Source organism: Salipiger marinus, assembly GCF_035481585.1.
GTDB lineage: Bacteria > Pseudomonadota > Alphaproteobacteria > Rhodobacterales > Rhodobacteraceae > Salipiger > Salipiger marinus.
Window position 1 is genome coordinate 220,195 of sequence record NZ_JAYKSL010000005.1, and the last position, 20,768, is coordinate 240,962.

Annotated in this window: 20 protein-coding genes and 1 pseudogene; 10 read left to right on the forward strand and 11 right to left on the reverse strand. The window is 68.0% G+C overall.

Translation table 11 applies throughout. The features are described 5' to 3' along the window. Positions 1-44 precede the first annotated feature (44 nt). From VK682_RS09095 to atpD, 9 genes and pseudogenes are all read right to left on the reverse strand, one after another. Complete coding sequence (locus VK682_RS09095) at positions 45-854, reverse strand: F0F1 ATP synthase subunit gamma (RefSeq protein WP_324781704.1); 810 nt, start codon at positions 852-854, stop codon at positions 45-47. Next, complete coding sequence (locus VK682_RS09100; protein ID WP_230795647.1) at positions 847-2,346, reverse strand: F0F1 ATP synthase subunit alpha; 1,500 nt, start codon at positions 2,344-2,346, stop codon at positions 847-849. Before VK682_RS09100 ends, VK682_RS09095 begins: the two co-directional genes overlap by 8 nt. Beyond that, complete coding sequence (locus VK682_RS09105) at positions 2,336-3,085, reverse strand: F0F1 ATP synthase subunit B family protein (protein ID WP_324781705.1); 750 nt, start codon at positions 3,083-3,085, stop codon at positions 2,336-2,338. Before VK682_RS09105 ends, VK682_RS09100 begins: the two co-directional genes overlap by 11 nt. After that, a complete protein-coding gene (locus VK682_RS09110; protein ID WP_230795650.1) occupies positions 3,082-3,327 on the reverse strand; it encodes a F0F1 ATP synthase subunit C in 246 nt (81 codons plus the stop codon). The genes VK682_RS09105 and VK682_RS09110 overlap by 4 nt, the downstream gene beginning before the upstream one ends. Continuing rightward, the gene (locus VK682_RS09115) at positions 3,328-4,008 is read right to left on the reverse strand and encodes a F0F1 ATP synthase subunit A (protein WP_230795652.1); all 681 of its coding nucleotides are present in this window, start codon (positions 4,006-4,008) and stop codon (positions 3,328-3,330) included. Further along, positions 4,008-4,274, reverse strand: a complete 267-nt coding sequence (locus tag VK682_RS09120) for an N-ATPase subunit AtpR (RefSeq protein WP_230795654.1) — start codon at positions 4,272-4,274, stop codon at positions 4,008-4,010. The genes VK682_RS09115 and VK682_RS09120 overlap by 1 nt, the downstream gene beginning before the upstream one ends. Next, entirely contained in the window at positions 4,271-4,552 is a 282-nt protein-coding gene (locus VK682_RS09125; protein WP_324781706.1) for an AtpZ/AtpI family protein, read from the reverse strand. Before VK682_RS09125 ends, VK682_RS09120 begins: the two co-directional genes overlap by 4 nt. Then, positions 4,549-4,995: a F0F1 ATP synthase subunit epsilon gene (locus tag VK682_RS09130; RefSeq protein WP_324781707.1), complete on the reverse strand. Its 447-nt coding sequence runs from the start codon at positions 4,993-4,995 to the stop codon at positions 4,549-4,551. Before VK682_RS09130 ends, VK682_RS09125 begins: the two co-directional genes overlap by 4 nt. Then, positions 4,976-6,370, reverse strand: a pseudogene (gene atpD / locus VK682_RS09135) (F0F1 ATP synthase subunit beta); the annotation flags it as partial. The pseudogene atpD and the gene VK682_RS09130, both read right to left, overlap by 20 nt. A 255-nt stretch (positions 6,371-6,625) precedes the next feature. Here atpD and VK682_RS09140 point away from each other — a divergent pair. Both VK682_RS09140 and VK682_RS09145 read left to right on the forward strand, forming a co-directional pair. Then, positions 6,626-7,546 carry an extracellular catalytic domain type 1 short-chain-length polyhydroxyalkanoate depolymerase gene (locus tag VK682_RS09140; protein ID WP_089845401.1) on the forward strand — a complete coding sequence of 307 codons (921 nt, stop codon included), beginning with the start codon at positions 6,626-6,628 and terminating at the stop codon, positions 7,544-7,546. Positions 7,547-8,127: 581 nt separating this feature from the next. Beyond that, positions 8,128-9,117: a TerC family protein gene (locus tag VK682_RS09145; RefSeq protein WP_089845403.1), complete on the forward strand. Its 990-nt coding sequence runs from the start codon at positions 8,128-8,130 to the stop codon at positions 9,115-9,117. Between the two features lie 50 nt (positions 9,118-9,167). On the opposite strand, the gene VK682_RS09150 is transcribed toward VK682_RS09145, so the two are convergent. Next, entirely contained in the window at positions 9,168-9,881 is a 714-nt protein-coding gene (locus VK682_RS09150; protein ID WP_207543583.1) for a GntR family transcriptional regulator, read from the reverse strand. Positions 9,882-9,906: 25 nt separating this feature from the next. Continuing rightward, complete coding sequence (locus VK682_RS09155; RefSeq protein WP_089845405.1) at positions 9,907-10,647, reverse strand: maleate cis-trans isomerase family protein; 741 nt, start codon at positions 10,645-10,647, stop codon at positions 9,907-9,909. A gap of 299 nt (positions 10,648-10,946) precedes the next feature. Here VK682_RS09155 and VK682_RS09160 point away from each other — a divergent pair, with 299 nt between their 5' ends. The 8 genes from VK682_RS09160 to VK682_RS09195 all read left to right on the forward strand — a co-directional run bounded on the left by VK682_RS09160 (position 10,947) and on the right by VK682_RS09195 (position 20,628). Continuing rightward, positions 10,947-11,990, forward strand: a complete 1,044-nt coding sequence (locus VK682_RS09160; protein WP_089845677.1) for a TRAP transporter substrate-binding protein — start codon at positions 10,947-10,949, stop codon at positions 11,988-11,990. Between the two features lie 81 nt (positions 11,991-12,071). Continuing rightward, on the forward strand, positions 12,072-12,662 hold the full coding sequence (locus VK682_RS09165; protein WP_230795659.1) for a TRAP transporter small permease subunit: 591 nt from the start codon (positions 12,072-12,074) through the stop codon (positions 12,660-12,662). Further along, positions 12,659-13,960, forward strand: coding sequence for a TRAP transporter large permease (locus VK682_RS09170; protein ID WP_230795660.1), 1,302 nt, complete (start codon positions 12,659-12,661; stop codon positions 13,958-13,960). The genes VK682_RS09165 and VK682_RS09170 overlap by 4 nt, the downstream gene beginning before the upstream one ends. Before the next feature lie 2 nt (positions 13,961-13,962). Continuing rightward, complete coding sequence (locus VK682_RS09175) at positions 13,963-15,423, forward strand: amidohydrolase family protein (protein ID WP_230795662.1); 1,461 nt, start codon at positions 13,963-13,965, stop codon at positions 15,421-15,423. Beyond that, positions 15,423-16,364, forward strand: coding sequence for an NAD-dependent epimerase/dehydratase family protein (locus VK682_RS09180; protein WP_324781708.1), 942 nt, complete (start codon positions 15,423-15,425; stop codon positions 16,362-16,364). Before VK682_RS09175 ends, VK682_RS09180 begins: the two co-directional genes overlap by 1 nt. Positions 16,365-16,383: 19 nt before the next feature. After that, entirely contained in the window at positions 16,384-17,166 is a 783-nt protein-coding gene (locus tag VK682_RS09185; RefSeq protein WP_230795666.1) for an SDR family NAD(P)-dependent oxidoreductase, read from the forward strand. A 38-nt stretch (positions 17,167-17,204) separates the two neighbouring features. Next, positions 17,205-18,701, forward strand: coding sequence for a dihydropyrimidinase (gene hydA / locus VK682_RS09190; protein ID WP_230795667.1), 1,497 nt, complete (start codon positions 17,205-17,207; stop codon positions 18,699-18,701). A 709-nt stretch (positions 18,702-19,410) separates the two neighbouring features. Beyond that, positions 19,411-20,628, forward strand: a complete 1,218-nt coding sequence (locus VK682_RS09195; protein WP_230795669.1) for an MFS transporter — start codon at positions 19,411-19,413, stop codon at positions 20,626-20,628. The last annotated feature ends 140 nt before the right edge of the window (positions 20,629-20,768 follow it).

Here is a 20,768-nt window from a genome sequence, read left to right on the forward strand (position 1 = left end):
CGTGCTGACGCAGGTTAGGTCCGCGCAACGACACGCGGCAGGCTTTAGCGCCCGGTCTCTGCGCCAGAGGCGATTTCGATGATCTCGGCGGTGATCGCCTCTTGCCGCTGCCTGCGGGCAAGCGCGTCCAGCGCGACCAGTTCAGCCTCGATCTGGCGCGAGGCGGCGGACATGGTGGCCATCCGCGCCTCGTTCTCGGCAGCGAAGGCATGCAGGGCCGCCCGGGTCACCGCCGCGTGCAGCTGATCAAGCCCGAGTGCGGCGGCAAGATCGGCGGCAGGCAGGTTGGTAAGCGGCGCGGCGCAGGGGGCGCCCCCCTCCGCGCGCGGCGCCCGAAACAGCACGCGGCGGTCGGTCGTGACCTGTCCGCGGGTCCAGACCGCATGAACCACCGACACCGCGCGCAGCCCGCTGTCCGCGAACACCGCCGCCAGCAGACGGTCCGCGAATTTGGGCAGGCTGGCAGATCGCGACGGCATCGCAGCCGCCCAGACCGGATGCAGGCCGCGCGCCGTCGCCATCGCCACACCCCGGCTGCCGATCAGGAACAGGTCGGTTTCCGGCGGCACTGCGCCAAGCGCCTCCAGCACGCGGTCGGTAAACCCGCCGACAAAGCCCTGTTCGGCACAGAACACCACCAGCGCAGGGCGCGCCGTCAGCCTGTCCTCCGCCAGATCAGGCCCCGCCAGACCCTGCGACACCGCGTCGTGCAGCGTGGCGGCATAGATCTCGACCGCCGCCATCTGCTGGCGGGCGGTGCGGGCGCGGGCGCCCGCGATCCCGGTCATGGCGCGCACCACGCTTCCCAGCTGACGGATGCCGTCGATCCGGGCGGAAAGATCCGCGTCAGACATCGGCGGAGCGCATGCGCAGCGCGGCAAGCAGCGCCGCCCTGTCCGCAACGTCGAGCGTGCCGGTCGCCGCGATCTTGCGCAGGATTGCGGCGGCACCCGGCTCCAGCGTCTCTGCAAGATGGTTGCGGAGGCTGGCGACCTGTTCGGGCGCGAGCCCGTCCAGCAGCCCCTCCTGCACCGCCATCACCAGCGCCACTTCCTCGTCCAGCCGCATCGGCGCGTGCTGGGGCTGGCGCAGCACCGCACGCAGCCGGGCCCCCCGCGTCAGCTGTGCCTGCACCCGGGGTTCGATGGTGCCGCCGAAACGGGTGAACACCTCCATTTCCAGAAACTGCGCGTAATCCAGCCGCAGCGATGTCGCGGCGTCGCGCAGCGCGGGCGCCTGCGTCTTGCCCCCCACCCGGCTGACCGACACCCCCACATCGACGGCGGGTTTCTGCCCCTCCTGAAACAGCGCCGCGCCCAGCACGATCTGCCCGTCGGTGATCGAGATCAGGTTGGTGGGGATATAGGCCGAAAGGTTCCCCGCCTCGGTCTGGGCAATCGGCAGGGCGGTGAGCGAGCCGCCGCCCTTGGCCTGCGACAGCTTCGCCGCGCGTTCCAGCAGCCGCGCATGCACGTAGAACACATCGCCCGGATAGGCCTCGCGCCCCGGCGACTGCCGGGTCAGCAGCGCGATTTCGCGGTGGGTCGCCGCGTGTTTGGTCAGGTCATCGATCACGATCAGGGCGTGCTGGCCGCTGTCGCGGAAATGCTCGGCCATGGTCATGCCCGCATAAGGGGCGATCCATTGCAGGCCCGGCGGGGTCGCGGGCCCGGCCACCACGACGATGCAGCGGTCAAAGGCGGCATGGGTCATCAGCGCATCCACCGCCCGGCGCACGGCAGAGGTTTTCTGCCCCACGGCGACATAGACGCAGATCAGGTCGCTGTCGCGCTGCGCGATGATGGTATCAAGAGCCAGCGTCGTCTTGCCGGTGGCCGGATCCCCGATGATCAGTTCGCGCTGCCCCCGCCCCAAGGCGAAAAGCGTATCGACCACCAGCACCCCGGTCTGCACCGGATGGACCACCAGATCCCGCTCGATGATGCCGGGGGCCTCGCGTTCGACCGGCAGGCTTGCCTCGGCCACCACCGGCCCGCGCCCGTCCAGCGGACGGCCCAGCGGATCGACGATGCGGCCCAGCAGGCCGGGGCCGACCGGCACGCGGACCACATCCCCCGTGCCCCGCACGGCATCCCCGGCCTGTGGCGCCGCTGCGGCCTCCAGCAGCACGCAGCCGATCCGGTCGGGTTCCAGCACCTGCGCAAAGCCGACCGCCCCGGAGTCAAAGCGCAGCAGTTCGTCAAGGCGCACCTGCGGCAGGCCGGAGATCATCGCCACGCCATCGGCAATCTCCTCGACCCGGCCCCGGTGTTCGGCGGCGGGGCCCAGACCGGTGGCCTGCACGCGCGCGGTGGCCTCTGTCAGCCAGTGGGCCTCATGCGGCATCGGACAGACCATCCGTTTCGCCAAGCGCTGCGGCGATCCGGGCCAGATCGGCCCGCCACGAATTGCGCAGGCTGAAATGCGGCGCGTGCAGTTCCAGCCCCGCGATCAGCGCAGGATCGGTGGGCAGGGCAAAGACGACCGGCGCGCCGAACACGGTGGCAAGTGCGGCCCTGATCCGCTCCTGCGCGGGGATGCCCTGTTCGGTCGCGCTGACCAGTTCCAGATCCTCGGCGGCAAGTGCGGCACGCTCGGGACCAGAGAGCGCGGCCAGACCCTGCACCAGCCAGCCCAGAAAGGCCGCCTCCGTCGCCGGACCGTCAAGGCGCGCCACAAGCCGACTGGCGATGGTCACCGCAAGCATCTGTGCCTCGTCCATCGCATGGGCCTTCAGCGTTGCGGCAGCGCGGATGCGGGCCGCCTTGGCGGTGTCGTGCAGGGCTTCCGCCTCGGCCTGCGCCTCGGCCAGCAGGGTCTCGCGCGCCGCCGCCGCATCTTGGCGGGCGCGGTCCAGCATCGCGTCACGCTCTGCGGCAAGCCCCGCCCGCGTGGCGGCGATCCCGGCCAGCGCCGCCTCCGCCTCGGCGCGCTTTGCCCCGGCCTCGTCCAGCAGCGTCGCGGCGGCGGCCTGACGCGTGGCGATCATGGCGGCAACCGGCCTCCAGAACAGCCGGTGCAGCAGCCACACCAGAACCAGCACGTTGACCGCCTGAAATCCCAGCGTCCAGACATCAAAGGTCATGGCATCATCGGATTGGCGAAAAGCAGCAGAAGTGCGACGACAAGGCAGTAGATCGCCGTGGTCTCGATCATGGCAAGCCCCACGAACAGCGTGCGCGAGATGGTGTTGGCGGCTTCGGGCTGCCGGGCGATGGCATCCATCGCGGCGGCAACCGCGCGGCCTTCGGCAAGCGCGGGGCCAAGCGCGCCGAAGGACACCGCAAAGGCGGCGCAGACGATGCTGACGATGTTCACATATTCCATTCAGATGTCCTTGGGTTCGGGTTGGCCCTTTTCGACGGCGGACGTGATGAACACCATCGACAGCACGGCAAAGATGTAGGCCTGCACGGCGCCGGTCAGCAGATCGAGCACCATGAGCGGGATCGGCACCAGAAGCGCGGCCAGCGATCCGACGATGGCGATGACAAAGACCCCGCTCATCACGTTGCCGAAAAGCCGCACGAACATCGACACGCTGCGGGTGAGGCTTTCCAGAATGTTGAGCGGGATCATCACCGGGTTGGGCCGGGCAAAGCCGCGCAGGAAGCCGCGCAGCCCCCCGCCCCTGATGCCGAAATGGATGATCGCAAGAAACACCAGCGCCGCAAGGGCCGCAGGCGTTTCCATGGTGGCGGTGGGCGGGGTGATGCCGGGGATCAGCGAGGCCCAGTTGGCCATCAGGATGAACAGGAACAGCGTGCCGACAAAGGCCCGGTAGGGCGCCGGGGGCGCACCGGTCACGTCGCGGATCTGGCTGTCGACCGTGCCGACCAGCAGTTCCGCAGCGGTCTGCACCCGCGACGGCACAAGCCGCAGGCGGCGGGCCAGCAGGGCGGCCCCCAGCACAAGCAGCGCCATGATGGCCCATGTCACCACGACCGAGGCCATGATCGGCACCGGGCCCAGCATGACCAGCGGCAGCGATTCCAGCGGGCTTTCCATCACGCGGCCCGCCGCATCACGGCATGACGCCCCAGAAGCAGGCCAAGCGCGGCGGCCAGCAGCGGCCCGGCGCCCTGCATCGCGGCCAGGAACAACCCGCCGCCAATCCCGGCCATGCGCAGCAGCACCAGCGCCCCGCCAAGCAGCGGTGCGCCGCGCCGCCCCGACAGCAGCAGCCCGGCACTCTGCCGCACCATGCGGAAATAGATCAGGCCGCCCACGGCACCGCCCGCCAGCCACAGCCCGAGGATCACCGGATCGGTCATGCGCTGCCCATCCAGCGCCACGCGCCCCAGCCGCCAAGCCCGAGCCCCACCAGCAGCAGCGGCGCCGTCCAGAACAGATCCGTGCCGAACCGCCCGTCCAGCCAGCGGCCCAAGGCGATGCCGCCCAGCATCGGCGCCACGATGATCCAGCCCAGCACGCCGATCTGCGCCAGACGCCGCCCGACCGAGGCGTCGCCGTCCCGCAGCCAAGCCGCGCACCGCGCCTGATGGCTGCGCACTTCGCGAAGCAGCGGGTCAGTGTCCTGCGGGTCGCTCATGCCCCCGCCCCCCTTGGTTTCGGCTGCAGCCGCGCCAGCATCCGCCGCATGGCGGTCAGCTGCAGGCGGGTGGTTTCCACATGCTCGATCCGCTCTTCGTCCAGCTCGGCGCGGAAGCGGGCCAGCACCTCGCGGTCCAGCGTTGCCAGATCATCGCCCGTCACCGCCTCGCGCGTGGCGATGGCAACGTTGCCCGCGCGCACCGTCAGCGCCCCGCCCCGCACGGCGCAGAACCGGGCGCCCCCCTCGGGCGTGGTCCAGGAGACGACCGAGACCGCAAGCCGGGTCAGGAAATCGGCATGTCCGGGCAGGATCCCGAAGCTGCCGCTGGCATCCATGGCGCGCAGGCTCCGCACCGGCTGGTCGACGATGATCGCAAGCGGGGTCAGGATGCGCAGGGACATGGGGCGGCTCATGCGCGGCCTGCTCTTTCGCGCGGGCATCGGCAAGCGTGCCCACCATGTAAAGCGAGGTTTCGGCCCATGCGTCCGTCTCGCCCTCCAGAATGGCGCGACACCCGGCCAGCGTGTCGGCGCGGGCAACGGACTGGCCCGGCGTGCCGGTAAAGGCTTCGGTCACCGCAAAAGGCTGGCTCAGGAAACGCTGCAGGCGCCGGGCGCGGGTGACGACGCTGCGATCCGCACTGCCCAGTTCATCGACCCCCAGCAGCGAGATGATGTCCTGCAGTTCGGCAAACCGCGCCAGCATCTCGCGCACCTCGCCTGCGGTCCGGTAATGATCCTCTCCCACCACAGCCGGATCCAGCAGAGTGGACGAGGATGCCAGCGGATCAACCGCCGGATAGACCCCCTGCCCCGCCAAGCTGCGGCTCAGGACGATCACGCAGTCCATATGCCCGGAAATCGTGGTCACGGCCGGATCGGTGAAATCGTCGGCAGGCACATAGACCGCCTGAATGGAGGTCACCGCCGCCCCCGCGACCGAGGCGATGCGTTCCTGCAGCCGCGCCACTTCGGTGGCCAGCGTCGGCTGATACCCCACGCGCGAGGGCAGTCGGCCAAGAAGGCTCGACACCTCCGCCCCGGCCTGAACGAAGCGGAACACGTTGTCCATCAGCAGCAGCACGTTCTGGTGTTTCGTGTCGCGGAAATATTCCGAAATGGTCAGCGCGGTCAGCGGCGCGCGCCAGCGCGCTCCGGGGGGTTCGTTCATCTGGCCATAGACCAGCACCGTGCGGGGCAGGACGCCGGACTCCGCCATCTCGGTCAGCAGTTCATGCCCCTCCCGCGACCGCTCGCCGATGCCCGCAAAGACCGAGATGCCCTGATATTTTTCGACCATGGCATGGATTAGCTCCATCACCAGCACCGTCTTGCCCACGCCCGCGCCGCCGAACATCGCGGCCTTGCCGCCCTGCGCCATGGGGGTCAGCAGGTCGATCACCTTGATGCCCGTCTCGAACAGGTCGGTCGTGGTGGCCTGCGCGGCAAGCGGCGGCGGCGCGGCATGGATCGACCGGCGCGGCGTGGCCGCAGGCAGCGGCTCTCCAAGGTCGCGCACGACCCCCGTCACATCCAGCAGCCGCCCCAGAACCGCCTCGCCCACCGGCACGGTGACGGGGCCGCCGGTGGCGCGCACGGTGACGCCCCGCGCCAGACCCGCCGTCGCCTGCAGCGCGACCGCCCGCAGCGTGGTCAGGTCAAGGTGCCCCTGAACCTCCAGCGTCAGGGTTTCGGGACGGTCCCATGCGACGGTCAGCGCCTCGTTCAGCGCAGGCAGGGCGCCCGCGTCAAAGCGCACATCGATGACAGCACCCCGCACGGCATGAACCCGCCCTTCGGACAGCACAGCGGGCATGGGGGCTCCTTTCGGCTGATGCTGCGCGCCTGTCGCACAGGGAAGGCCCGAGCCTAGGCCGATGCCCAGACCCGCGCACTGATATGCATCAGGGCCGGGCGGGCATGCGGCGGCCCCCGCAGGCAGCACTGCCGCAAGGTAAGATCCGGTTCTGGCATCCGCCGCACTGGTCTTGCTGCGTCGCAGCATTACCTTGGATGCAGGGAGGATTTCTTGGCGTTGACCCCGAAGGGTGTCGCGACGGAGCCAAATTCAATGCAAAATCAGTCTCTTCCTCAACAATCGGACCTCCGCGATCACCTGACCGTCCTTGACGGGTTCGGGACCGATCCCGGCTCGCTGGCGGCAAAGACCTATATCCCGAAGGGCTTTCCCAAAAACGGCCCTCTGGTCGTCGTGCTGCATGGCAGCACCCAGACCGCCGAATCCTATGATGTGGGCTCCGGCTGGTCGGCTCTTGCCGACGAAGCCGGGGTGGCGCTGCTGTTTCCAGAGCAGCGGAAAACCAACAACGCCATCGGCAGCTTCAACTGGTTCAAGTCGCGGCACAACCGGCGCGGCGGCGGCGAACCGCTGTCGATCCGGCAGATGATCCGTCAGGTGGCCAAGGATCACGCCATCGACCCGGCGCGCATCTTCATCACCGGCCTGTCCTCTGGCGGGGCCATGACCTCCGTGATGCTGGCGACCTATCCAGAGGTGTTTGCAGGCGGCGCGATCATCGCCGGGCTCCCCTATCGCAGCGCGGACAGCCTGATGCAGGCGTTTTTCCGCATGAAAGGCTTTGGCAGCCCGTCGGACCGCAAGCTCCACGCGCTGGTCCGCGGCGCCTCGAGATTTACCGGCCGCTGGCCCACGATCTCTGTCTGGCATGGCGGCAGCGACGAGACCGTCGACAGATCCAATGCCGACCGGATCGTCGGGCAGTGGAAGAGGATCCACAAGGTTGCGGAAACCCCGACCCGGATCGAAACGGTCGACGGCGCCGCGCGGCGGATCTGGTGTGATCCGCGCGGGCGGGTGGTGATCGAGGAATACATCATCGAGGATATGGGCCACGGCACCCCGATCTGCGCAAAGGGCGACGAAGGCCTTGGGCAGGAAAGCAAATACATGCTGGATGTCGGCATCTCCTCCACCCGTCACATCGCGAATTTCTGGGGCCTCACGCGCTAAGGCGGCGGAACTGTCCCGGCGCCGCATCTCCACCGGGTCCGGTGGTCTTGGACGGAAGGAGAAGCCGTCGCGTCTTCCCCAAACCGGCTCGCCATCATAACTGGGCATGCGGTCCCCTGTGGCCGCGACCGACCGGCGCATCGGTCCCGCAGGGTCTGACAGGCACCGTGGCGGTCTGCAGATCACCCGGCCCGGAAAGCCGGTCGGGCCGGGGTCCGATGCTGACGTGGCCCTTGCCGCGACCAAGGCTGCAGGAGGGTGGCGCGCCGGAGCATCCGCCAGCCACCCGCCGGGCATGATCTGCCCGTGCCCTGCGGGGCAGCCACACTGGGTCATCGCGTGCAGTCGCGGGACGGCGCCCCCGGGCAGGGCGCGCGAACCACCACGCCTTTGCAAAAATATCCGCCGCGGCGGCTTGCATTCCGGGGCTGCGGGGGCCAGTTTGGCGCCTGCGGGCCGGGCCCCTCTGGCGAGACACTGACGTCTCGTGATGTCGGACCGCATCGAGTGTGCTCGATGTTGTGCCCGGACCGTAAACGCCCCCGCAGACCTCGAGCCCAACTGTTCCGAAGAGGTCTGACGTGGATATCCTCCTAACCCTGTTTCTTGGCCAGCCGCTCTGGATGTGGCTTACCTTCCTCGCGCTTGTGATCGGCCTGCTGGTGCTTGATCTTGGCGTGCTGCACCGCGATGACCATGTCATCGGCGTTGCCGAAAGCCTGCGGACATCGGCCTTCTACATCACCTTGGGCGTCGCCTTCTCGGGCTTTGTCTGGTGGCAGATGGGCACGGAGCCCGCAGCGCAGTATCTGACGGCCTTCGTCGTCGAAAAGACGCTGGCGCTGGACAATATCTTCGTCATCGCGCTGATTTTCGGCTTCTTCGCCATCCCTGCCGCCTATCAGCACCGCGTCCTGTTCTGGGGCATCCTCGGCGTGATCGTGCTGCGCGGCATCATGATCGGGATCGGCGCCACGCTGGTCGAGCAGTATCACTGGATCCTCTACATCTTCGCGGCCTTCCTGATCTTCACCGGGATCAAGATGCTGCGGAGCGGCGAGGAGGAAGAGCACGACCTTGCCACCAATCCGCTCGTGCGCTTTCTCAAGCGGCGGATGCGGGTCACGGACGAGATCCATGGCCATGATTTCGTGGTCAGAAAGACCGACCCGGTCAGCGGCAAGACCCTGCGCTATGCCACGCCGCTGCTGCTGGCGCTGATCGTGATCGAGCTTGCCGATGTGGTCTTTGCCGTGGATTCGGTGCCCGCTGTCTTCACCATCACCACCGATCCCTATATCGTCTATACCTCGAACATCTTCGCCATCCTCGGCCTGCGCGCGCTCTATTTTGCGCTGTCGGCGATCCTGCGGCGCTTTGCCTATCTGAAATATGCCCTGTCGGTGCTGCTGGTCTTCATCGGCTCGAAGATCTTCGTGGCCGATCTCATGGGCTGGGAGAAATTCCCGCCGGTCTGGTCGCTGGGCATCACTTTCGCCATCCTCACCGCAGGCGTGGTCTATTCCCTGTGGAAGACCCGCAAGGACGAGGCGCAGACCCCGCCCGCATAGCGCGACGAAGCGGAAGACCCGAGGCTGACCACCACGGATCAAGGCGCGCCCTAACGTTCGGGCGCGCCACTATCCGCAAGCGTCTTCCGCGCCGCCTCAATCATCGCGTCGCAGGTGCGCTGGTTATGCGCCTCCAGCCGGGCGGCAAGGTCGAGCGGGGTGCGCGCCCGCAGCGCGATCATGATCTGCTCGTGCTCGGCAAAGGATTCGGCCACGCGCGAGAAATCTTCGTTCACCAGAAAGCGGTAGCGCCAGATCTTCTGCTGCAGCGTCTCGTAGCTTTCGCAGAGCAGCGCATTGCCGGAGATGCGGGCCAGCGCCTTGTGGAAGGCATAGTTGAGGCGGGTGTAATCCTCGATCGCGCTGCGCCGGACTGCGGCATCAAGGTCAAGATGCAGCGCTGCCAGCGCATCAAGATCGGCAGGCGTGACCCGCTCCGCCGCCGTCAGGCCGATCAGCCGCTCGAGCGCGCCCTTCAGTTCGAAGATAGGCCCGATCTGTGCCGGGTCCACGGGGGCGACGATGGCGCCACGATTAGGGCGGAGCAGGACAAAGCCCTGCGCCGCAAGCACCTTCAGCGCCTCGCGCAGGGGGGTGCGCGACACGCCGAAACGGCGGCAGAGTTCGGCCTCGGGGATGCGCTGGCCGCTGGCGAGCGGCCCCTCGATCATCAGCTGGCGCAACCGGGCCACGAGGGTCTCGTGCAGCGACATCTGGGTGTCTGCATCCTCGGGTGCCGCCGTCCAGCTCTCCATGTCGGTCATGCCGCCTGTCCCTGCCCCTCTGGTCTCACTTCGCGAACATCATGCCGAAATCGGCGAGCGGCGCCATGTCCACTTCCGCCTCTTTCAGACATCCCCAAAGCGTGAAGGCCACGGAATCAAGCACCGGCAGGCCCAATTCGCGTTCGAGCGCGGCGGCAACAAACGGGCCGCGCATATTGGTACAGAGGATGACGATGGCATCGGGCCGGGCCTCGGCCACCTCGCGGCACATGCGGGCAATCTCGGCCTCATCGACCTCGGCGAAGGAAAAATTGTCGGACCGGTTGCTGTGCCGCTCCGCCACCGTTTCTATGCCGATGTCGGCGTAATTCGCGATGATGCGCGCCTGCACGTCCGGTGTATAGGGCGTCACGAGCCCCAGACGGCGCACGCCGAAGGTTCCAAGCAGCCGGTTGAGGCTTTGCACCGCACTGGTGGCCCGGGCGCCGGTGCGTTCGGTCAGCGCCGCGCAGAGCCGCGCGTCGCTGTCAAAGCCAAGCCAGCTTGCCGAGGTGCCATTCCAGGCGAGGACATCGACACGCGCATCCGCCAGCAGATCCGCCGCGGCAAGGAAGGGCTCGATCGCGAACTGCTGGTCCGATCCTTCGTCAAGCGCGATCCGAGTGACGCGCAGACGGCCAAAATGCACCGAGACCTGTGGAAACAGCGGCCATGCAAGCGCTGCGGTGAACGGTTCGACCACCGTGTTGGAGGACGGCGTCAGCATGCCGATCAGGGTGGGGCCGGAAGAATCGCGTGTCTGCATTAGAGAGTCCATTTGATGCGTCACTTTGGGGAACTGCATTCATTTTCGGCGACTCCCCTATGGCTTCACCTCTTGGCAAGAAGCGTCCCGTGGCTGCAACCAGAACTATGCCTGACGGCAGAAAACGTCAGGATCAGGCTGATTTTTCGCCATATATGGGCGATTTCCGCCTATTTTTTCACCATACCTTCAGCATTTGCAGAAACCTCACGCCCAGACCGGGCTTTTGCATTGATCGCAGCGTGCGGCTTCTGAAAGCCTTCATCAGAAGATAATGAATACAATCCATGGGGAGCATCATGCGCAAATCTCTTACCGCCGCCCTGATCTCGACCGCTCTGGTCGGTCTTCCGGCCCTCGCGGCCGCTCAGGACACACTCCGCGTCGCGGGCAATTTTTCCCAGAACACCAAGCAGGTCGCCATCGAGCAGGCCTTTTTTGACGGGCTCGGCGAGGCCGCCGGGGTCGAGATCGGGATGAACTACAACCCGATGGACGTGGTGGGGGTAAAGGCCCCCGACGCGCTGCGCCTGCTGCGCAGCGGCGCCTTCGACGTGATGTCGGTGCAGATCGGCATGGCCTCCCGGGATGACCCGTTCTTCGAAGGCATCGACCTGATCGGCGTCGCCACCGACATGGGCGCGCTGCGCACCGTGGTCGAGGCCTATCGCTCCTCCTTCGACCAGCGCCTGCAGGAGAAGTTCAATGCCAAGGCGCTGACCCTCTGGCCGTTCGGGCCGCAGGTGTTCTACTGCAACGAACCGATCGAGACGCTGGCGGATCTGGCGGGCAAGAAGGTGCGCAGCTTTACGCCCTCCATGTCGGCGATGCTGGAATCGCTCGGCGCCACCCCGGTCACCCTGCAGTTCTCCGAAGTCTATCCGGCGCTGCAGCGGGGGGTGGTCAGCTGCGGCGTGACTTCCCCCACCTCCGGCAATACCGGGAACTGGCCCGAGGTGACGACCCACCAGCTGCCGCTGTCGGTTTCCGGGTCGGTGCAGGGCCATTTCATCAATCTGGACACGTGGAACGGATTCTCCGCCGAGGAGCAGGCCGCGCTTGAGGCCGAATTCCAGACGCTTGAAGACCAGCTCTGGGATCTTGCGGTTTCGGCCAATGAGGATGCGGTGGCCTGCAACACCGGCGCCGACAGCTGCACCGATCACAAGGCTTTCGACATGACGCTGGTCGAGATCGGCGCAGAGGACCGGGACCGGATCAAGGAGGTCGCGGAAACCGTGGTGCTGCCGATGTGGAAGGAAACCTGCAACGCCGTCGATCCCTCCTGTTCGGAGACCTGGAACGAGACAGCCGGTGCCGCCGCAGGCCTCACCATCCGCTAGGCCCGCAGGCCGTCACGGGCTGTTGCGGGGGGCATCGGGCGCCCCCCGCAACAGCCTTTACCCGAACCCGGGAGAGGTTGAATGCCACAGGAAAACAGGGTCGCTCAGGCGCTGACGCCCGCCGCGCGGGCGCTTGCGCTGCTGGCGGGATATGCGCTGCTGCTGCTGACCCTCGTCATCACGGTCGAGGTGCTGCTGCGGCGCTTTGCCAATATCTCGCTTCAGGGCAGCGACGAGCTTGGCGGCTATACGCTGGCGATGATCGGTGCTTTCGGCTTTTCGCTGGCCGCGCTGGAGCGGGCGCATACCCGGGTGGAAATTCTGACCGAACGCGCCGGGCCGGGCACCGGATCCGTGCTCAACCTGCTTGCGACGCTGGGCACGATGCTGATGGCGCTGTTCATGGCGTGGCAGGGCTGGGTCGCGCTTATGGAAAGTGTCGAATTCCGGTCGCTTTCGGGGACGCCGCTGATGACGCCGCTCTGGATGCCGCAGGGCGTCTGGGTGTTCGGGCTTGCGGTCTTTGCGCTGGTCTCGACCGCGCTTTTCCTGCACGCGGCGCTGCTGTTTGCCCGCGACCGTGACAGGCTGAACCGCTTCTACGGCCCCAAGGCGCTGAAGGAAGTCATTGACGAGGAACAGGCCGGGATGACGGCGCGGGGGGCACGATGATCGGACCGGGTGAAGCCCTGCTGGGGTTTTCGATGATGCTGGGGCTCATGCTGATCGGCCTGCCGGTGGCGGTGGCGATGTTCCTGACCGCCTTCATCGCCGCGCTGAGCACGATGGGCTGGCCCATCCTCATGACGTTCGGCAACCAGATCTGGAGCGGGCAGAACGATTTCATCCTAACCGCCATCCCGCTTTTCGTCTTTCTGGGCGAGATCCTCGTGCGGTCCGGCGTGGCAGACGGGCTTTACCGCGCGCTTTCGGACTGGATGGGCCGGCTGCCCGGCGGGCTGCTGCATTCCAATATCGGCGCCAGTGCCTTTTTCGCGGCAGTGTCGGGCTCGTCGGTGGCCACCGCCGCCACCATCGGCAATGTCGCCATCCCGATCCTGTCCGAACGGAAGTATGACGAGCGGCTGACGGCGGGGACCATTGCCGCCGGGGCGACGCTGGGGATCCTCATTCCGCCCTCGATCAACATCATCATCTACGGCTCCATGACCAACACCTCCATCGGTCAGCTCTTTGCGGCGGGGATCGTGCCCGGCATCGCGCTGACGCTGGCCTTCATGGCGCTGATCGCCGCCATCGCGCTGGTGAATCCGGGTGTGGCGGGGCCAAGCCTGCCGCCACGGCCCATGGCCGAAAAGCTGCGCGCGCTGCTCGACATCCTGCCGCCGCTTGCCATCTTTGCCGTGGTCATGGGGGTGATCTACGGAGGCTGGGCCACGCCCACCGAATCCGCCGCGATCGGGGTCAGCTGCGCCCTGCTGGTGGCGCTTGCCAAGCGCCGGATGACCCTGAGCCTGCTGCACGAGTCGATGATCGCGACCGTGCGCATCTCGGCGATGATCCTGCTTATCATGGTGGGGGCGCATTTCCTCAACTTCGTCATCGGCATGCTGGGCATTCCCCAGACCCTGACCGGGGTCGTGGCCGATCTGGGTGCGGGGCCCATTCAGGTGCTGTTCCTGCTGATCCTGTTCTATCTCGTGCTGGGCTGTTTCATGGAAACCCTGTCGATGATGATCGCCACGCTGCCCGTCGTGTTCCCGCTCGTCGTGCATCTGGGCATCGATCCGGTCTGGTTCGGCATCTTCCTCGTGCTGATGATGGAAACCGGGCTGATCACGCCCCCGATCGGGATGAACCTTTACATCGTGCAGGGCGTGCGGGGCACGGGATCCATCATGGACGTGATCTGGGGATCGATGCCCTTCGTGGCGCTCATGCTTGCCTTCACGGTGCTGCTGATCGCTTGGCCGGGGATGGTGCTCTGGCTGCCGGGCCTGCTGTTCTGACCATGCAGCTTGTCGAGGCCGATTGCGTGATCCCGGATGCGGCGTCGCCGCCGCTTCGGCCCGGTGCCGTGGCGGTGGCGGCGGGGCGGATCGCGGCGCTTGGACCGCCCGCCGCGCTGCGCGCCCGCTTTCCGGACGCGGCCCGCACCGAGCTTGGCGACGCGATCCTGCTGCCGGGCTTCGTCAACGCCCATCAGCACGGGCGCGGGCTGAGCCAGATCCAGCTGGGCTATCCCGATGATGCGCTGGAGCCATGGATCGCGCGGCGGCGCGGACGCGGCACCCCCGATCCCTATCTGCTGACGCGCCACGCCGCCGAGCAGATGCTGCGCCACGGCGTGACCGCCACCCTGCACGCCAATTACAGCTACGCCACCGGCGATTACGAGGCCGAACTGCGCGGGGTGCTGCGCGCCTATGACGAGACCGGGCTGCGCGCCACGGTCTGTGTGGGCTATGCCGATCAGGGCGGGCTGGTCTATCCCCCGGCGGACGAGGCGCGCTTTCGCGCCGCGCTGTCGCCGGGGGCGCAGGCCCTGCTGGCGGCGGCGCGACCCGGCTATCTGCCGCTCGACCACACGCTGGATCTGATGGACCAACTCCGCGCCGACTACGCCGATCATCCGACCATCACGCTGGCCTATGGTCCCGCCGGGCCGCAATGGGTCAGCGACGCGGGCTGGCGGGCCATCGCACGGCACGCGGCACGCAGCGGCATTGGCATCCATTTCCATCTGCTCGAATCCCCCGCGCAGCGCGTCACGGCGGACAGGCTTTATGCAGGTCAGGTTCTGGCGCATCTGCAGCGGCTCGGCCTGTTCGAGACCGCCGTCAGCGCCGCGCATTTCACTCAGGCCCGGGCAGAGGATCTGCACGAGGCCCTGCGGCTGGGGCTGGTCGTGGTCAGCAATCCCGGCGCCAACATGCGGCTTTTCAACGGCGCGCCGCCGCTTGCCACATGGCGCGAGGCGGGGCTGCCGGTGGCGCTTGGCACCGACAATTGCGCGCTGGACGACAACGAGGATTACCTGTCGGAACTCCGGCTCGGCGGGTTGCTGGCCAGAGGCACCGCGCCGCAGGATCCGGGTGCCGCAAACCGCCTGACCCTTGCCATGGGCACGGAAACCGGCGCCCGGGCGATCTTTCAGCCCGGCTGCGGGCGGATCGCGCCGGGGCTCTGCGCGGATCTGGTGGCGATCGATCCCCGCCGGGCGCGCGGCGCCTGGCTTGATCCCGACTGCGACCCGCTTGATCTGGTGATCAGCCGCTGCACCGGGGCCGATACGGTCATGACCATGGTCGCGGGCGTGATCCGCCACCGCGCGGGCAGCCCCCGGCCCGGGCCGGAGGGGCTCGCCCGCATGGCCGCCGCCGCCCGGCAGGCCGGACCCGGGGCGCAGACCCATGCCGAGGAGATCGCGCAGGCGCTGCGCGCACACCGTCCCGGAGGAGAGGAGGTCTGATGCATGTGCTCGTGACAGGGGCGGCGGGCTTTGTGGGGGCGGCAATCTGCGCCGACCTCTCTGCCCGCGGCGTGCCCGTGCTGGCTCTTGACCGGCACCCGCCCCGGCAGATCCTGCCCGGAATGACCGCTGCCACCGCCGATCTGCGTGACCCCGTGGCCCTTGCCGCCGCGCTGCGCGGGCGGGGGCTGACCCATGCGATCCATGCCGCAGCCCTTACCCCCGATGCCGCGCGCGAGACGGCAGAGCCCGACCTGATCCTTGAGGTCAACCTGCTGGGGGCGGTGCGGCTCCTGCAGGCGGCGGCAGCCTGCGGCATCGATCGGCTGCTGCAGATCTCCTCCATCGCGGTCTATGGCACCGCAGCACCCGAGCCTGACGGGCGCTATCACGAGGATCGCAGCCGCCCCGCACCGCAAAGCCTTTACGGCATCAGCAAGCTCGCCGCAGAGATGAGCCTGCAGCGGCTCGCCGCCCCGCTTGGCGTCGCGCTGTCGGTGCTGCGGCTTGGCCCGATCTTCGGTCCCTTCGAACAGGCCTCGGACAGCCGACAGGTGACGAGCCCGCATCACCAGATCCTCATGGCGGCGCGGGCGGGCCAGCCCGTGACCCTGCCCCGCGCGGTGCCCGCCGACTGGTGCTATTCCCGAGACGCCGCCGCCGCCATCGCGGATCTGGCGCTGCATCCCGGGCCGCTGCCGGATCTGCTGCATGTGGGGGCGGGCCGCATCACCGACCTGCCCGCGTGGTGCGCAGCCCTTGCCCCGCACCTGCCCGGGCTGCGCTGGCAGATCGATGCCGCGGCACCGTCCATCCGCTACGGCTATGACCGCGACCGGCCCGCGCTTGCCACGGACCGGCTCGCCTCGTTTGTGCCCCGCCGCCCGACCCCCCTGCCCGAGGCCGCCGCCGACTGGCTGCAGCATATCGCAGCCCCCTGACCCCGAAGGAGACCCGCCCATGACCCAGACCCTGCGCCTTGCAGGCCGCGTTGCCATCGTGACCGGCGGATCCTCCGGCATCGGCCGCGCCATCGTGCAGAGTTTTGCCGCCGAGGGCGCGCATGTGCTGGTGGCCGACATCACCGAAGAGGCCGTGGAGGGGGGCCGCCCCGTCTGCGATCTTGTCGCGGAGGCAGGTGGATCCGCGCTTTTCGTGAAAACCGACGTGGCGCGCGAGACCGAGGTGGAGGCGCTGGTGCAAACCGCCGTCACCCGTCATGGTCGGCTCGACATCCTTGTGAACAATGCCGTGCTCCGCGCCGGCAAGCCGCTGCTTGACACCACCGAGGCCGACTGGGACCGCGTGATGGATGTCAGCCTCAAGGGTGCCTATCTTTGTGCCCGCGCCGCGCTGCGCCAGATGCTGACACAGGAGATCCGCGCCGAAGCGCGCGGGCGGCTGGTGCATATCTCGTCACAGCACGGGCATGTCTCGGCGCCCGAGGATTTCGCCTATGGCGTCAGCAAGGCCGGGATCGCCTATATGGCCCGCCAGATCGCCGCCGATTACGGGCCGCAGCACATCGTGTCGAACGCGGTGGCTCCGGGCAAGATCCTCACCGGCAAGGGCGGCCGCGCGGTAGAGCCGCGCTGGCTTGCCTATTCCGAACAGCGCACGCCGTGGCCCCGGCTGGGCCGCCCCGAGGACGTGGCGCGCGCGGCGCTGTTCCTTGCCAGCGACGAGGCCAGCTATCTGACCGGTCACACGCTTTTTGTCGATGGCGGCTGGATGGCGGCCTGAGCCGCCCCGCCCCCCTTCCCAAACCCGAGGAGCCGAACGTGCCAGACTACGACATCGTCATCAGAGGCGGGCGCATCGTCACCGCCGCCGAAGTCTTCACCGCTGATCTTGCCATCCGGGGCGGCACCATCGCCGCCATCGGCCACGATCTTGGCAAAGGCCGCGAAGAGATCGATGCCACAGGGCGGCTGGTCCTGCCCGGCGGCATCGATCCGCACTGCCATATCGAGGAGGTCGGCGCGGACGGATCGGTTCAGGAGGAAAGCTTCGTCTCCGGATCCCGCGCGGCGCTGGCCGGGGGCACCACCTCCTTCATCTGCTTCAAGCCGCAATGGCGCGGGCAGACGCTGGCACAGAGCGCCCCGGATTACGAAACCCGCGCCGCACGGTCGCTGGCCGACTATTCCTTCCACCAGGTCATCACCGATCCGACGCCCAAGGTTCTGGCCACCGAGATCCCCGCGCTGGCGGCCCGCGGCATCCGCAGCCTGAAGGTCTTTCTGACCTATGATCCGCTGCGCCTGACCGATGGCGACTTCCTCAAGGTTCTGGCCTCCGCCCGGCGGCTTGGCCTGCTGGTCACCGTCCATTGCGAAAATTTCGACGCCATCGCCTGGCAGCAGGAGGCGCTGCTGGCGGCGGGGCTTACCGATCCCGTGCATCACGCCTGGGCCCGTCCTCCGGTGGTCGAGCGCGAGGCCACCCTGCGCGCGATGGCGCTGGCCGAACTTGTGGACCAGCCCCTGCAGATCTTCCACGTGTCTTGCGGAGAAGTGGCCGAAGAGATTGCACGCGCCAAGGCCCGCGGCCAGAAGGTCTGGGCCGAAACCTGCACGCATTATCTGACCCATGGGGTGGATGACCTTGAACGGCCCGATTTCGAGGGCGCCAAATTCGTCTGCTCCCCGGCCCTGCGCGACCGATCAGAGGCGGCCCGGCTCTGGGAAGCGATCCGCGCGGGCACCATCGACATCGTCTCTTCGGACCATTGCGGCTTTTCCTTCGCCACTGCCAAGAAGGATCCCGGCGCCTCCAGTTACGGGCAGGGGGCCGCGATGCTGCGCCCCGATGGCACCCCGGCCTTCAATGCCATTCCCAACGGCGCGCCGGGGATCGAGAACCGTCTTACCGTGCTCTTCTCCGAAGGGGTGTCGACGGGGCGGATTGACCTTCCCACCTTTGTCCGCCTCACCTCGGCCAATGCCGCCGAACGCTACGGGCTGGGCGGTCGCAAGGGCACGCTCATGCCCGGGGCCGATGCCGATGTGGTGCTCTGGGATCCGGAGCTTGAACGGACCATCACCGTCGGCGAGATGCAGCACGCCATCGACTACACGCCATGGGAAGGCTACCGCGCCCGGGGCTGGCCGGTCCTGACGATCCGCCGGGGCGAAATCGTCATGCGGGACGGTGTCCTCCTTGCACAGCCCGGCAGCGGCCGGTTTCTGGCGCGTGGCCCCTATGCGGCCATCGCCCCCCGGGGTGTGGTCCCGAACGGGTTCGACACGGTGGGCCGGGGATCCGGGCAGACCTGAGAGCCGCGCCGCCCACCCCGGAAGGCGGGATCAAGGCCTTGGCTCAGGCCCCGCGCCCTATCCGGAGCGCGTTCCGGGCCGCCGCAGAGGAACGCAGACCGTAGGGTTTCCCGCGCACTGGCCCCCGCTCGGGCGGGGCGCAGGGGCCAGTGCGCGGGGGTCGGCAGGTGCGCGAATTTCTGGCAAAGACGCGCTGCCATGCACTGAGGACAAGTCAGGTCTGCACTACTGACCATTGTGCCGCGACGCGGCATTGGCTAATTAAGGACAACGACACAGCGATGTGTCCCAAGTTTCCTGGGGTTTCTCCTCCTCCCTGAGCCCCGGAAATCAGCGGCGACCCTCTTCTCCTCCTCCCTGGGGGTCGCCGCGTCCTCCCCCTTCTCAGACAATTTCGATCGGCCCCGCCGGGCCTCAGTCCCTGCTGCCGTGCCGCAAGGCCAGAGCGGCACCGCCCGGCGTTATGGCACCCGTGTCAGCCCGCCATAGCACATGCCCCGGACCGCCCGGGATGCTCCCTCATGCCCCCTGCCCCGGGTCGCGGCCTGCGCCGCCCGGGCAGATCGGCGGCACCCGACCCTGCCGCCATGGGATCCGGCGTCTCGCGCCTTCGCGGGAGGGGCGCCTCCGGTTGCTCCTGCCGCCGGATCATGAAACAGATCGGGGTTTGCGGGATCCTCCCCGCCCTCCCTTTCTGACCGGACCCTGCATGTTATCCTTTCTCCGCAACAACCTGCGCTGGCTTGGGGGTGGGCTGCTGCTGACCTTCGCCTCTGCCTTCGGGCAGACATGGTTCATCTCGCTCTTTGCCGTCTTCATCAAGGACCAGCATGGTCTCAGCGATGGCAGCTGGGGCAGCCTTTATACCGCCGCGACGCTGGCCTCGGCGGGGCTGATGTTCTGGCGGGGCGGCATGGCGGACAGCGTGCCGCTGTCGCGGCTGGCCCCGATGGTTGCACTGGTCTTCGCCCTCGCCGCGCTTGGAATGGCCTGGGCGCCGTCGGTGGCGGTGCTGGGACTGTCGCTGTTCCTGCTGCGCTTCTGCGGGCAGGGCATGTTCAGCCATATCGCGATGACGGCGATGGGGCGCTGGTTCGAAGCGCGGCGCGGACAGGCCGTGTCCATCACCACGCTGGGCCACCCCGCCGGGGAAATCCTCATGCCGCTGCTGGTGGTCCTGCTGATCGGGATCCTTGGCTGGCAGGGCACATGGCTGCTGGTGGCCGCGCTTCTGGTGCTGGGGGTGGCGCCCCTGCTGTGCTGGCTTCTGGCCGAGGGCCGCGACCCGGTGGGACAGGCCGCCCGGATCCAGAGCCCGGGTCTGCTCGGGCGGCAATGGCAGCGCCGGGATGCCGTCCGGCACTGGCTGCTGCCCGCCCTGCTGCCCGTGCTGCTGACACCGGGCTTCATCACCACGGTCATCTTCTTCCATCAGGCGCATATCGCGCAGGTCAAGGGCTGGACTTTGGCCGAGATGGCGCCGGGTTATACGGCTTTTGGCCTGTCCACGGTGGTTGCGGCCTTCGCGGCGGGCTGGGCGGCGGACCGCTTTGGCGCGCTGCGGCTGCTGCCGGGGCTTCTGGTGCCCATGGGGCTGGGCGTGGCGCTGATTGCCCCGTCGGAGAGCGTGACCGGATGGTATCTGGCGCTGGCCGTGGTGGGCATGACGCAGGGTATGGCGGGCTCGCTCTGGGGCGTGCTGTTTCCGGTGCTCTACGGCACCGCGCACCTTGGCGCGATCCGGTCGCTGGCCACCACGATCATGGTCGTTTCCACCGCGATCGGGCCGGGGATCACCGGGATCCTGATCGACGGCGGCATCGGTTTTCCCGCTCAGGCGGCGGTCATGGGCGCGTGGTGCGCCGTCATGGCGCTGTGGTGCTGGATGATCACCCTGCGGGTGCAGCGCGACCTGACCCCCGCCTGAGGGAGCAGAGGTGACCGGCAGGCGCGCCCTCAACCGAAGCGCTGCAGCCTCACCAAGCTTGCGCTTCAGGGGGATCCGTAATCCGGGCCCACGTCCTCCCCCGGACCCAAGATGCGCGATCCGCTGCCGGTGCCCGGAAT